Below are 13,659 nucleotides of genomic sequence, written 5' to 3' on the forward strand. Positions count from 1 at the left end.
CGCCTCTGGGCGATCCGCCGCTTCGCCGGATGGGTCGCCCGCGGCTCGGTCGGCCATCCCATGCTCGACGCAGTCAACTACTGGGACGAGTTGAAGGACTCACCGTCGCAGATGGAGATCTGCTTCGCCATTTTCGCGAACCTGCTGGAACTCGACGATCACGGTGAGCCGGTCAACGAGAAGTACGCCGAGCGGCGCGCCGCTACCTGGCTATACCGGTACTGCACCGGACAACTCCCGCCAGGCGAGCCCGACCTCGAACCGTGGGAATGCGAGCTGTACTGACACCGACGCCCCTCGCCTCACCCGTCCAGTTGCGGAGCAAGCCGCGTCTACACATCTCGGCAAGTCTCGCCGCGACGGCGTCACCGTCGAGGAGCACTCGGGCTTCCACCGGCCAGCAGACCACCTCCCCGCCATCGCAGCCGAGCAGCGCGACGACACCCCGCCTCACCCAGTAGGCGTTGTCCGGTTTCCCGCGAAGGTAGGCCGCCAGGTCGCCGAACCTGAAGTGATCGAGCACGAGCTCGGCATACCCGCCCGGCACGTCGTAGCCGGCGGCCCACTCGTAAAGGCGACCAGGTCGACCAGGCGGACGTCATCCACGTATGGCAGCAGCTCGCGCGCAGGCGGCGAACCGTCGCCCCACGGGCGGACCCTCGGACCTGATCTTGCGTACGGGCGGCGAGTTGGCACGGACCACGTGTGATGCAGCCTCAGACGCCTCGGCCCACCGTGCGTCCTGCAAACGGGGACAGCGACACTGGCCGGGTAACCGCATTAATGGATCTCGTCCGGGCGCGCTCGTGGGCACAATGAACGCCGTGCTCGCCGCCACCCGTGCCTTGCTGACGTCGCTTGATCCGCTGCCGTATCGAGCGCGGATGAAGCGCTTCGTGGAGTGGGCGCGGACCACGCCCGACTGCGCCCAGGTCTGCGCCGATCTGCGCGAGCAGGGTCCGCATGAGCGGTATCTGGCCCTGGTCGCCGCGATGGTGGTCCGGGACAGCGCCGGCATCGCCGCCGCAGTCGACGACCCGCTGCCGTCGATCAGGGCAGCCGCGCTCACCGCCGCGCTGCGCGCCGGCGTTCCAGTCGGTGGTCTTATCGATCGGCCGGCGGTGGAGCGGCGCCACGTCTACCGGGTGCTGCGCCGATGGCGTGCGCCGGGCGTCGCGGACGCGCTGATCGGCGAGGTCCGCGCGGCGTTCGGCGACGAGGAGGCTGCCGTGCTGTTGCCTGCCTGCGGCGCCGATACGGTACGGACGTTGCTGCCGGACCTCGAGCACGCGCTGAACCTCGAGCGGCTGGTCCGGTGGCACACCAGGCCGCTGCTGGAGCGGGTCCGTGAGCGCCTGGCCGCGGCCCCGCCAGAGCTGTGTGCCCGGGTCTGGGGCGAGGTCGCCGGTGCGGTGTTGCGCTGCGACCCGGGGCAGGCCCTCGACCTTCTGGAACGGTACGCACCGGAGGAGTCGCTGCCCGGTCCGCTGTCCGCGTACGGCGTGCTCGCCGCGCACGACGCGGGTCGCGTGGTCCGCCTGCTCACCGCACCCGGCCGCGCTGGCTGGCTGCGACGGACGGCGCTGCCGCCAGCGGTGCTGCGCCGCCTCGCGGCGCTGCCCGTCGACGAGCTCGCGCCGCTGGCCAGCCGGCTGCGGGAGCACAGCCGGGCGCTGGCGGCGCTGCTGGACGCCGTCGCACCGGCCCGCCGCGCAGAGTTGTACGACCGGGCCCTGGCCGACGTCGACACGGCGGTGCTGATACCTGCGGCCGAGGTCATGGAGGTGATTCCGGCCGCCGCGCGCATCCGCGAGGCGACCCGGGTCCTGGGTCTGCCGAAGATCCGCGAGCGGGAGGCCGAGGTACGCACCTGGAGTGCCTACCTGGCCTGGCCGGATGCGTCCGCAGCGCTGGACGTCGCGCTGCGCTCCGGCGACGCCGACGAGCGGGCGCACGGCTACACCCTGCTGGTGGAGGCCGCCCGCCGCTCCCGGAACCCGCAGGCGGTGGCGGAGATGATCGGCCGGCTGGGCCGGCTGCGCAACGAGCAGGATCCGGTACGCGCGGCCGCGCTGACCGCGCTGGCGAAGGTGGCGCCGCTGCTCACCGCCGACACGGCGGTCGGGCTCACCCACTTGACCACCGACGCGGTCGACGCCCGCGACGCGTCCGCGGCGACCACGACGGCGTTGAGCGCACTGGCCGTCGACGTCCTGCAACACCACGTCGGCGTACCACAGCTGTGTGAGTGGGCGCTGCTCACGATCGACCTGGTAAGCACCGGTGCGCACGTGCCGGTGCTGCGCCGCTTCGACTCGGTGCTGCGCCGTGGGCAGGAGGCGATGGTCTTCCAGCGGCTGCAGGGCTGGGTCGAGGCGGGCGTCGCCCGCAGCCGCTACGGCCCGCTGTTCGCGCTCACCCGGGCGCTCGGCAAGCGGGCCTGGCGGCTGCCGCCGCTGCAGGATCTGCTGCGCCGGGCGGCCGGGCCGCACACGCTGCCGTCCGTGGCCCGCACGGCGATCGGGCTGTGGCTCGACGACCCGCGCACCCGTCCCGACCGGGTCGCCGAGGTGCTGGCCATCGACGTGTCGGCAGTGGCGCTCCCCGAGGTGTGGGCGACGCTGTGCACCTCCCGCACCGATCTCCTCGACCGGGTGCTGGACGACCGCCCGCGCGGCCGGTTCGTGGAAGCGGGGGTGCGCTGGGTGCCCGGCTGGGCGCCGCGCCCCGAGCGGTGGCTGCCCCGCCAGCAGTCCCGCTTCGTGCACCTGCAGGAGCTGATCATCGGCGACACCGGGCAGGGCGTGTGGCAGCGCGCGTCGGCGGTCCGGGCCGCCGCACCGGTTCCCGGCGCCGGTCGCGAGCTGGTGCTACGTCACCTCGACGACTCCGAGGTGGTAATCGCGGAGGCGGCGTTGGGCGCGCTGGTCTGGACCGACCGGCCGGCCGAGGCGCTGCCGGTGCTGCTGGGCTACGCCGACGGCGACCGGGCACGGGTCGCGCTGTACGCGGCCGCCCGGGCCGCCCAGCACATATCCCCGTCCCGGCTGCCCGGCATACTCGGCGAGGTAATGACCGGCCCCGCGAAGATCACCAGCCGCAAGGAAGCCGCCCGGCTGCTGGCCCGCTACGGACCACCGCAGGTGATGGACACGCTGTTCGAGGTGTACACGAACCCGCACACGCACCGGGACCTGCGCGCCGCGATCGTCTCCGCCGCCCGGCAACGCCTGCACACCGAGACAAGCTGGACAATCCTGCAGACCGCGGTGGACGGCAGCCGCGAGGAGCGCCGGGCGGTCCTGGCGACGTACCCATACACCATCCCGGAACGACACCGCCCCCGCTACGGCGCGCTCATCATCGAGGCGTGCCGCGCCACCGACCGGGAGGTCAGACGCGCCGCGTTCGGCCAGCTCGGGCAATGGTCACCCTGGCTCACCGGGGCCGGCGACCTGGTGGTCGACCGCCTCACCGACCTCGGCGAGACGATAAACCAGATCGAGGTCGCCAACCTGCTCAAGGCCGGCGGTGACACGGCGCTCGGCCTCGCGCTGGCCCGGCTCGTGGACCGCGAAGCCGGCGACCAGCATCCCGGCGACCCGGTCGCGGACCGGCCGGCCCGGCGCCGCATCACCCTCCTGGCACGCGGCGCCGCCACCCGGTCCCACAGCCTCCCGGCCGGCGCCGACCGGACCGCGCTGGTGGAATCGGCGCGGTGGCTCACCCGCCACACGGCCTTCGCCGGTGTCGGCACCAGGCTGTTGGTCGACCTCCGACAGCTGGACAACCTCGACGAGATCGCCGACCTGTGCGCGGGCCGGCCCGTCCTCGCGGTCCGCAGCGCCGAACACGTCGCCGACCGTCTGCGCAGATTCCGCGAGTGGCCCAACCCCGCCATCCTCACCGGCAGCATTGCCCGACTGACACGCCGCGGCGACCTCGCCGGAGGGCTCATCGCCGTGGCGCTGGTCCGCCACGGCGCCGGCTTCGGATGGACCACACCGTGGCGGGACCTGCTGATCGGGCTGCGCCGGCACCCCGACACCGACGTACGCGACGAGGCCTACGCCATCGACATGAGCTGAACGCCTCGCTGACGACCGGACGTCCACGGACGAGGCTGCTGATTGCGATGCCCGGCATCACCGTCGCCCGGTCAACGGTCCGGATGCGGGCGTCCCTGTGCTACCTGCGGAAATGTAGTTGGGGCAGATCGTTCTCGGTCAGGACAAGCGTCGCGGTCGCGTCGCGTGGTCGGGAGGCTTGGTCGCTCGCTCTCAGCGATTGGTGGACTGGGCACAGGCAGGCCCCGTGCGTCGGATCGGGGCAGCGGGTCAGCGGGGCCTCCAGGCGATGCACGTCCTGAACAGTCACGGGCCACCGCCAGTTCATGTCCCACGGCTCATCGTAGGGAGGTGCGAAACAGTCGTGGTCGAAGTGGACGAGCACTCCCGTACCGCAGCGCAAGCACACGTAGAAGTCTGTCCATCGATACGTGTGCTGGTGGCCGGGGCTTCCGTGTGGCACGCCGCCCTCGTCAATCCGGATCCGGTACTCCTGACCGCTGCCGCAGGTCGCGCAGACATCCATCGGTCCTCCCCCGTCCGAGGTAGATAGCATTCATTGTCTTCCCGGACGCCAAACGGCCCAGGAGCGGCCTCGATTGCAGCCGCGAGTTGCCGAGCGTCTGTCGTGTGCCGCCGACGGCCGGCGGCCCCAGACCGGGATATGCAACGGCTACAACAGTGGTACCAGCTAGTTCTTCCGATCTCGGTGGCGCCACCTCCAGCCCGGCCACCCGTACGTTCCCGTCGAGGTCCGACATCGGTGGTGGCAGGGGACTCGCCCCTGCCACCACGTGGTTACCGCCGTCTAGTCATGATCTTTTGGTTTCGGCCGGTGGCTTCTGAGCACGCGCACGCTGGTGCTGAGTTTGATCGGCGCGTCGTCTGGGCCTCGCAGGAACGGGTTGATGTAGACGGGCCGGCGCAAGGTGCGGCCGGGTCCGAATGGCTGGTTGCGCCAGTGGCCGGACACCCAGAAGCGGCTGGTTGTAGGGCGTTCTGGGCCGGCCGTCGTTGATCGTCGGCTGGGTGGCGTGGTGTCGCGGCTGGCGCGGATGCGGACGACCCGCACCTCTGGCGCGGGCCGGTTGGTGCGGGCATAGGTCTTGCGAACGGCCTTGTCGACATCTGCCGTCGTGATGTCTCCGGCTTGCTGTGTGATCAGCAGCCATGTGGCGATCAGCGCTGCGGCTGGGTGGCCGCTGGGCAGCAGGTGTCGTTCGTGAACGTGCGCGGCGTGCATCGGGGCGAACCATCCGACCTGTTCGCGTAGCCGCTGCAGCGGTGTGCCGTCCAGGCCACCGCCGATGGTGCGGTAGGTGACAAGGTGCCAGCCGTCGCCGGTGACGGTCCAGGACGCGGCGGTGATCTTCCGACGCGTGACGGGTCGGGACCACACGAGCAGCCCGTCCGTCGAGGGCATGAGGTCACGCCCGACAGCGACGTCGGGCAGCTTCTCGGCGGCGTACTCGGCCAGGTCGGTGAAGTCGTCGTCGATCCAGTACAGGCGTGACCGGTCCAAGCCGTCGGCGGTCTGCTGCCGTATGTCGGTGGACGCGAGCGCGAAGGGCAGGTTGTCGCTGCCTCGGTAGAAGCGGGCGAGCCGGTCGCGCACCCTGGGCAGGTCGCGGGCGGCGACGGCGGTGGCCGGCCACGCGGTCGTGGTGATGAGCGTTCGTCCCGAAACCCGGGCACTGAGGAACGCCACATGCAGCTGCTCGATGCGTTCTCGTGCCTCGGGATGGTTGCCAATCCCGAACGTCCGCACGGCCCGGTCGACGACTTTGTCGGTTCTGCCGTCGTCGATGTAGGTCTGGCACGTCGCGCACGCTGCCCATGCCTGGCCGAAGTTCTGCACCAGTCCCCCGGCGGCGCCGATCGCAACGGCGGCGACCTCGCCGCCGACGAGGGTCCATGTCGGATACGGGTCGCCGCAGAAGTCGCAGCGGCGCTGCACGGTGTCAAGCTGCCTGACCGGGATCGGCACGGGTTCGTGCCCGTCGATGGTGAGTTGGATCGGGTGTACGTAGGTGGGTGGGACGCCGAGGGTGTTCAGTGGGGACAGGCAGATCTGGCAGGCCATCTCCTCGGGCGCGCTCATGCCGTCGCCTCGCCGCTGTGGCGGCGGTCGCGCAGGCGGGGCCCGCGGCGGTGCTGCGTGGCGGGCATTGCCATGCCGGGTTCGTAGACGACATGACAGTTCCGGCCGTTGTGTTTGGCGTGGTACATCGCGATGTCGGCGCGGCGCAGAGCTACCTCGTCGAGCGGGTCGGTGGCTTCGGCGAGCACCAGTCCGACGCTGGCGGTGACGGTGAGGGGTTCGCTGTCGGTGGTGAGGTGGACGGGTTGGGAGATCAGGGCGACGAAGGTGTCGGCGATGCGGGCCAGGTCGTCGGTGCGGGCCGGAAGCAGTGCGGCGTATTCGTCGCCGGCGAGCCGGGCGGCGGTGCCGCCGTGGAGTTTGGCGACGTCGGTGATGCGGGCGCCGATCGCGGCCAGGACGTCGTCTCCGCGGTCGTGGCCGTGGGTGTCGTTGACCGGTTTGAAATCGTCGAGGTCGATCAGGACTACGATGATCGGCCCAGCGGTGTCGGTGAGGGTGGCGTGTGCGGCGAGCAGGCCGGTGCGGTTGAGCATGCCGGTGACCGGGTCGTGTTCCAGCTGCCAGATCGCTGTGTCGAGTCGGTTGCGGAGTCGGCGGATGGTGGGCCATGTAGTGAGGCCGCCGAGGGTGAACGCCACCACGGCGGTGGCGATCATGATCAGTGGTAGGGACACTGGAGTCCTCCATTTCAGTGGAGAACCCGGGGCGCGACGTTTCCTAGGCGGGCGTCCCGGGTCCTGAATGTCAATCCCCCGGAATCGTGGAGGACTCCGTTATGCGGCTTCGGCTCCTCGAGCCTGGGCCATGAGTCGCTCGTAGTCGATCGGTGACATGCCGTCGCAGGCGCTGTGACGTCTACGGGCGTTGTAGAAGTCGACGATCCAGGTGGCGATCTTGATACGGGCTTCGGCGCGGGTGCGGAACCGGTGCCGGTGGATGTATTCGACCTTGATGGTGGAGTTGAACGCCTCGGCCGCGGCGTTGTCCAGGGCGCAGCCGACCCGGCCCATGGACTGCAGGATGCCCAGCCGGCGGCAGGCGGTGGCGTAGTCGGCGGCGGTGTACTCACTGCCGCGGTCGCTGTGGAAGATCACCCCGTCGATGGTGCCGCCGCGGGTCGCGGCGGCCATGGACAGCGACGCGGTGGTCAGGTCCGCGTCGTGGTGGGCGCTCATGGCGTAGCCGAGCAGCCGGCGGGAGTACAGGTCGATCACGGTGGACAGGTAGAGCTTGCCCTCATCGGTGGTGATCTCGGTCAGGTCGCCGCACCACAGCAGGTTCGGTGCGACGGCGGTGAACTGCCGCCGGACCCGGTCCGGCGCGGCCGGCCGTTTGCCCTGCTTGGTGAGGCTGCGCCGCCGGCGCGGGGTGCGGCCGGCCAGGCCGAGGGCGGCCATCCGCGCGGCGACGGTGTTCTCCCCGACCCGCCAGCCGGCCGCCCGCAGGTCCAGGGTGACCCGCGGGGAGCCGTAGGTGCCGCCGGAGGCGTCGAAGCTGGCCCGGATCGCCCCGTCCAGGTCGGCCTGCCGCTGCCGGCGGGCGGTCAATGGACGATCGCGCCACTTGTAGAACCACGACTGCGACAGCCCCAGGGCGCGGCAGGTCACCGCGTGCGGCACGCCGTGCTCGGTCCTCTGGGAGGCGACGAACGCCGCAACGCTCACTTCGTCGCCTCCTTGACCCACAGGACCACAGATCGCTTGAGCACGTCGCGCTCCATCGCCAACTCGGCGTTCTCCCGCCGCAACCGGACAAGCTCCGCGCGCTCGTCTTCATCCAACCCACCGGCGGCGCCCTCACCACGGGCCCGCCGGTCCTGCGCCACCCAATTGGCAAGGGTGCCGTCGTTGATCCCCAGGTCCCGGGCCACCTGTGCGATCGGCTTGCCCGTCTCCCGGACGATCCGCACGGCGCCCTCGCGGAACTCCCGGTCGAACCGTCTCCTCTTCTCAGCCATGACCATCTATCCCCTTAGGTCTGGCCTCCACGCTATCGGGGGAACCTCACGAATGCGACGACGGCCCGCCGTGTGGCGGGCCGTTCTTTCTTGTTGGTGCCGCCCGGCTGGCGGCACGGCCGTGGCTGCCTCAGTTGCGGAGGCTTTCCCCTGCATCGCTCACGCAGGCGATGTGGCCGGCGGCGGGGAGCTAGGACGTCCCAGTTGGGCCGCGATGGGTGCGGACGGGGCGCGGCAGGTCGGTCGTGCCGCGGGCAGCGCTGCAGGGTTCGCGCGAAGCGGCCGGGCGACGGCCGGTGGCCCCGCTGTGTGCGGGTGCGATGCGGCCCACAGTGCGACGTTGGGCCTCGGGTGGTGTTAGCGGCGGGCCGGGTGCGCGGCTTGGTCGGCACGCAGTGTGGCGGCCAGGTCAGCCGGGATGGTGGCGTAGGGTTCGACGGCCAGGAGCACCTCGGTCGGGTCGAGGATCGTCTCGACCAGGCCGACGCGGACCGTGTCGGGTGGGTGGTCGGCGTCGGTGACGGGGTCCCAGGCGTAGTCGGCGACGGTTGCGAAGTAGGTGCGGCGTGGGTTCCAGCCGACCTGAATGGTGTAGCGCTCGCAGCCGGGCTTAGGCGTGAGCGTGTAGAGGCTCATCGGTTCCTCTCACAGGGGTACGTGGCAGGGCCCGTCTCGCAGGAGTCGCGCCACGATCGAATCGCCGTACGGCAGACAGGACTGGTAGGACACCCGGACGAGTTTCATGCCCCTGAGTGGCGGGCGCGGTCCTCGGCCAGTTCGATGATCTTGTCGCGGCGGGCGGCGGGAAGGCCGGCGAGCAGATCGACGTACTGCTGCTCTTCTGCGGTGACGGGTTCGGCGTAGGCGGCCTTGTAGGCCAGCCGGGCTGCCTCGTGTGCGGCCTCGATCGGGCCGCTGTGGTCGTAGGCGACAACCGCCTGACGGAGTTGCTTGGCCGCGGTGAGGGGGTCGCGGGACAGCGTGATGTCGTAGATGCGGAAGCTCGCCGGAAGGTCGGCGGCGTCGATCGCGGTGATCAGGCACAGGTTGGCCTGGACGTGGTAGGCGTACGCCTCGGTGTGGGCGGGTGTTTCGCCGCGGGCCCTTACTGCGGCGCGTTCGGCGTTGCAGCGCAGCCGGGCTTCTTCGGCGTGTTTGGCGAGGGCGAGCAGCATTCTGCGAGCGGGATCCACTGTGATCCTCCGGTTCCTGGCCGACATTGCGGATTACTGAGTCGAGGAGTTGCTGCGGGTCTGGCCGGTGGTCTGCTCGAACGCCGATGGCGGCAGTCCGGCTTGCAGGGCTTGGCGCAGCAGGTCGGCGAGTTGGTAGGCGGGGTCGACCTGTAGGGCGCGCTCTGCTGCCATGGCGGCAAGGGCGCCGTCGCCGCAACGCCACGCGGTAAGCGCGAGCAGGGTGGCCGGTGCCGGCACGAGCGCCTCGTCGGCGCGGCGGGTGATATCGGTCCAGAACGTGACATGCTGGTCGTGTGGCTGGGTGAGATCGACGGCGAGGTCCCGCACCGATGTGCGCTTCAGCAGCAGGGTCAGGCAGGCGACCTCGTCGTCGGTGAGGTGCTCGCCGGCCTTGTGCCGGCGCAGCGCGTCCCGCACCGCGTGCGCGCCGACCTGGTCCAGGACGGCAGCGCCGGCCCCGGTCACCACTTTCAGGCGAGCGGCCGCCGCGGTCGTGGCGCGGCGCATGCTGTCGCGGGCGACGCCGGTGACGGGCGCGAACCGGGCGGCTACGGCTGCCCGGTCCGGTAGCGCGACCAGCCCGGCGGCGGTGGCCTGCACGGCGACCAGTGAGGCGGTGGGGTCGAACGGGATTCCCTGCGGTGGGCAGCAGTCGGGGTTGTCGCAGGCGAGATTGACGATCCGCGCGCCGGTGACGCGCAGCAGCGTTCGGACGGTGATGCCGCTGGCGGTGAACGCCTCACCGACGGCGGGCAGTGCCAGATCGACGTGGTCGGCGGTCCCGTAGCCGACGAGCATGACGTCGGTGATCGGCTGCTGGCGCCGCACGACCGGGACCAGGGAGGCGGCGAGGTCGGTGACGTGGTGTGCGGGCGCGGGCAGGTCGGCTCGGGCGGCGAAGACGATCCGCCGGTCTCTGCTGGCGATGACGACGATGCTGCCGTCGGCGGGTCGGAAGCCGAGCAGGTAGGGCACTGCGGCCGCCAGGTCGGCCGGGGATCGCACGGTCAGCTTGGTGTCGGGAACCGACATGATGATCTCCACTTCAGATGTCGGGGTCGGCAGGATGCGGAAGGCGGCAAGCCGGAGAGCCGTGTCTGCCCGCGACTGGTGCGACACGGCGTCTTGCGGAGGCAGGCGCGCCCACCTGCCGGTGGGCGCGCTGACGGGGTTCAGTCCCGGTCGGGGTCCAGGTACAGGTCGACACCGACGCCCTCGACGCTGACGCGCACCGTGACCACGGTGTGCTCCACGCCGGTCAGCGCCCGGCTCAGATCCGCGCGCACGAGGGCCTCGGCTGCGGTGGTCGCCTCGGCGGTGGTGGTGTGTCCGCGCAGCCGCATGTCGTACTCGTGGCGCCAGAGGATCCGCCAGCCGTCCTGCTCGCGCGCGGCGTGCTCGGGGACCGTCCACCCGTAGGCGGTCCAGGGCCGCTGCTTGTCAGGGCTGCTGGTCGTGGCCGCCCGCATCGCGTCCCGTACCGCGTCGTATGCCTGCCGGGCGGTGCCGGTCCCGGCCGACAGGATCAGGTCGGCGACCACGGTGACGTGGTGTGCGCGCGGCAGCGGGTCAAGCCCTAGATCGACCAGGAACCGGCCGGCGCGCTGCGCGGTGTGCTGATAGACCCCGCCGATCTCGTCCTCGACTAGGGCGCTGATCGCGCGGGCGCGGATGCTGCGCCGCAGGTCCGCGAGAGCCTGTACCGCTGCGTCGCGTGCCGCCGTCGCGGCGGTGAGGTCGTCGACGTCGGGCAGCTGCGCGGTGCCGGACGCCGGCCGCACGCCGGGGTCGATGTCGTCGGCCGGGACGTCGTCGGCGCCGTCGACGCCCTGCCAGGTCAGGCCGGTCAGCGTGATGCCGGCGTCAGCCAGCGCGGGCAGGTGGCCTTCCACGATCGCCCGCGCGTCGTCGAGCGCGGTGGCTTCACTGGTCGCTGTGACCCACGTCTGGAGCGTGACCTGCACCGTGATGCGGTACCGCCGCGGATCAGGCTCACCGGTCCCATCGGGGGTCACGTCGATGACGTGTCGCGGGTGGACCGCCATCGCCGGTTCCAGGTGGCGCAGGTCGTCAGGAGCGCCGAAGCGTGCCTGCTCGCGGGCCTCGCCGAGGTCGGCATGCGGGCGGGTGTATGACAGGTGGGCCTGGGCGGAGACGGTCCAGCGCTGCGGCAACGGTTCCAAGCCCCAGGTGGCGAGGGCGTCCTCGCAGCCGGACCGGCAGATCAGCCCGTCGCGCAGCGCGCCGATGAGGGCAGCGCGGGCTTCGGTGGCCAGCGTCTGCCGCTGCTCGATGGCGGCGATGGTTTCGGCGTGCAGGGTACGGATCTGGTTCGGGAGGGTGGCGGCTGTCAGCCGCTGGGTGGAACGAAGCATGTGTCCTCCTTGGACATGCAGAAGGGGGCGGCCACCGGTGGTGGCCGCCTGACGGGATAGGGGATGCCGTGCCCGGGGCCGCAGGTGCGGCGAGGGGCACGATGTGCTGAGGGTCTGCGAGTGATCGACGGCAGCCGACCGAAAGGGTGGGCGCGATACCGTCGCGGGACGCGTCAGATCAGCACATGGAACAAGGAAAGAGCCTTCAGGCTAACGGTGTTGCTCCTGGTGAGCGCTGGGCTGTCAGGTCCGGCCGCCTGGCACGACCTGACAGCCCAGCCGGCATCAGCCCTCCCCTGAGCGCGGCTGCGCGCCTCGCCTCAGGACCAGCACGTCCTCGTGGGCGACGAGATGCACAGGCACGCCCTCGGCCCTGGACCTGCGAACCGCCATGAGCCCGAACATCGAGGCACGGTGCACGATCTGACCGTCGCGGACGGCGGCGAGCAGTGCCGCGCACCGCTGCACCGGTATCAGCCCGACCGACTGCGCCACCGTCAGGAGCTCACCGGGCAGGTCGATGAGGTCGTCCGGGCGGCGGCGTACCGGTCGGCAGGTGATGACCACGGTGCCGCCGGGGCGCAGCAGTTGGTGGCTGGCGGCCAGGATGGCGGCGAACCCGTCGAGTAGCCCGGACCATCCGGCGTAGGCGAGGTTGCCGCGCTGCCGGTCGCCGTACAGGTGGGCCCGTTTCCTGACCCTGGCGCCGGTGACATGGACGAGTCCGTGGGTGGACCGCCCGTACGGCGGTGAGGTGAGCACGAGCCCGACCTCGCCGGCCGCGGACGCGGGTGCGAGGTCGAGCAGGCGGGTGGCGTCGCCTGTGATGACCGTCGCCGCGCCGGCTGCGCCTTGGGAGACGGCGAGGGCGACGTTGGCCGCCGCCAGGGCGGTGAACCGCGGTTCGATGTCCACGCCGACCGCGTGCCGGCCGAGGTGCATGGCCTCGACGAGGGTGGTGCCGGACCCGCACATCGGGTCGAGCACCAGGTCCCCCGGCGCGGTGTAGGCGGCGATCGCGTGCGCCGCCAGGTGGGGCAGCATCTTCCCGGGGTGGCTGGAGGTCTGCGGGACGTAGCGGCCTCGCCGTTGGTCACGGGCTGGCTGCTGGCAGGTCAGCCACACCGAGGTGATCGGCAGGGCTTCAGGCATCGGCGTCGCCGGTGTCTGTCGCGCTGCAGGTCAGGATCAGCACGTCGGTGTGGATGTCGAGCTGCGTTCGCTGGCCCCGGCGGGGCGGCCGATCAGCCGCCACGACGTGCTGTAGATATGCCAGCCCGGCTCGCTTGGCGGCGATGACGACGTCGACCGGAAGTGTCACGTCGCCGTGTGGCAGCAGGACCGCCACGCAGCCGCCGGGCACGAGGCTCGCGCGGCAGCGGGCGAAGAACTCGCCCGGTGAGGTCTCGGGCGGCCAGTCGGTGACGATCAGCGTCGCCGGCTCCCGACCCCACCCGCCGGTGTCGGCCGGGTGGAGGTGGCTGCGGCGGTGCGCGGCGATGACCGCGCGGGCCAGCTGCGGCCCCACGGTCAGGTCGATGACCAGATCAGACGGGTGGGTGAGGTTGTGGACCAGCCGCACGCCCATCGCGTTGGACATGGTTGCGTCCGGCGGTGGGGCGGGGACCGGCCAGACGGTGATCGGCACGGGCGGGTCGCCGGGCACCACATCCCCCACAGGGACGGGTGCGCGGCGCGGGTTTCGGTCGGTCATAGGCACGGTGGCCCCCGGGACCGGCGGGCGTCCTGACGATTCCCAGGGCCGCGGTGACAGGCCGATCGAACCCGCCCCCGGTCTGACAGGACCCGTCACCGCGTCCTGCTGACAACCACATCAGCGGGTGGACCGGCCGCCTGACCGGCGGTGAACCTGACGCGACCTGTCCCGGTCTGACAATCGGCCCTGGTGTCAGGTCGGGCTGTCCCAATCGGGGGCCTCGGGGCCGTCGCACCGGGCGAC

The 13,659-nt window shown here is 71.4% G+C and carries 12 protein-coding genes; 2 read left to right on the plus strand and 10 right to left on the minus strand.

What is annotated here, in order from left to right; translation table 11 throughout:
• The first annotated feature begins 12 nt into the window (after positions 1 to 12).
• Positions 13 to 285, plus strand: coding sequence for a DUF7677 family protein (locus EV376_RS25380; RefSeq protein WP_486482933.1), 273 nt, complete (start codon positions 13 to 15; stop codon positions 283 to 285).
• Positions 286 to 884: 599 nt separating this feature from the next.
• Positions 885 to 4,088 (plus strand): hypothetical protein, encoded by a 3,204-nt coding sequence (locus EV376_RS25385; protein ID WP_486482798.1) that lies wholly within the window; start codon positions 885 to 887, stop codon positions 4,086 to 4,088.
• A gap of 787 nt (positions 4,089 to 4,875) precedes the next feature.
• Here the strand turns inward: EV376_RS25385 and EV376_RS25390 are convergent.
• From EV376_RS25390 to EV376_RS25435, 10 genes are all read right to left on the minus strand, one after another.
• Positions 4,876 to 6,168, minus strand: coding sequence for an AcrVA2 family anti-CRISPR protein (locus EV376_RS25390; protein ID WP_130327236.1), 1,293 nt, complete (start codon positions 6,166 to 6,168; stop codon positions 4,876 to 4,878).
• Complete coding sequence (locus EV376_RS25395) at positions 6,165 to 6,845, minus strand: diguanylate cyclase domain-containing protein (RefSeq protein WP_130327238.1); 681 nt, start codon at positions 6,843 to 6,845, stop codon at positions 6,165 to 6,167. The genes EV376_RS25390 and EV376_RS25395 overlap by 4 nt, the downstream gene beginning before the upstream one ends.
• Positions 6,846 to 6,944: 99 nt before the next feature.
• Entirely contained in the window at positions 6,945 to 7,835 is an 891-nt protein-coding gene (locus EV376_RS25400; protein ID WP_130321138.1) for an IS3 family transposase, read from the minus strand.
• A complete protein-coding gene (locus EV376_RS25405; RefSeq protein ID WP_130322071.1) occupies positions 7,832 to 8,128 on the minus strand; it encodes a transposase in 297 nt (98 codons plus the stop codon). The genes EV376_RS25400 and EV376_RS25405 overlap by 4 nt, the downstream gene beginning before the upstream one ends.
• A gap of 357 nt (positions 8,129 to 8,485) precedes the next feature.
• Entirely contained in the window at positions 8,486 to 8,764 is a 279-nt protein-coding gene (locus tag EV376_RS25410) for a hypothetical protein (protein WP_130327240.1), read from the minus strand.
• Positions 8,765 to 8,868: 104 nt separating this feature from the next.
• Positions 8,869 to 9,303, minus strand: coding sequence for a hypothetical protein (locus tag EV376_RS25415; RefSeq protein ID WP_130327242.1), 435 nt, complete (start codon positions 9,301 to 9,303; stop codon positions 8,869 to 8,871).
• Between the two features lie 51 nt (positions 9,304 to 9,354).
• A complete protein-coding gene (locus tag EV376_RS25420) occupies positions 9,355 to 10,356 on the minus strand; it encodes a DUF4192 domain-containing protein (protein WP_130327244.1) in 1,002 nt (333 codons plus the stop codon).
• Between the two features lie 140 nt (positions 10,357 to 10,496).
• The gene (locus tag EV376_RS25425) at positions 10,497 to 11,699 is read right to left on the minus strand and encodes a hypothetical protein (protein ID WP_130327245.1); all 1,203 of its coding nucleotides are present in this window, start codon (positions 11,697 to 11,699) and stop codon (positions 10,497 to 10,499) included.
• Between the two features lie 285 nt (positions 11,700 to 11,984).
• Entirely contained in the window at positions 11,985 to 12,851 is an 867-nt protein-coding gene (locus EV376_RS25430; RefSeq protein ID WP_130327247.1) for a DNA methyltransferase, read from the minus strand.
• Positions 12,844 to 13,299, minus strand: a complete 456-nt coding sequence (locus tag EV376_RS25435) for a hypothetical protein (RefSeq protein ID WP_486482799.1) — start codon at positions 13,297 to 13,299, stop codon at positions 12,844 to 12,846. The genes EV376_RS25430 and EV376_RS25435 overlap by 8 nt, the downstream gene beginning before the upstream one ends.
• Positions 13,300 to 13,659: the final 360 nt, after the last annotated feature.

It is taken from the genome of Micromonospora sp. CNZ295 (assembly GCF_004217535.1).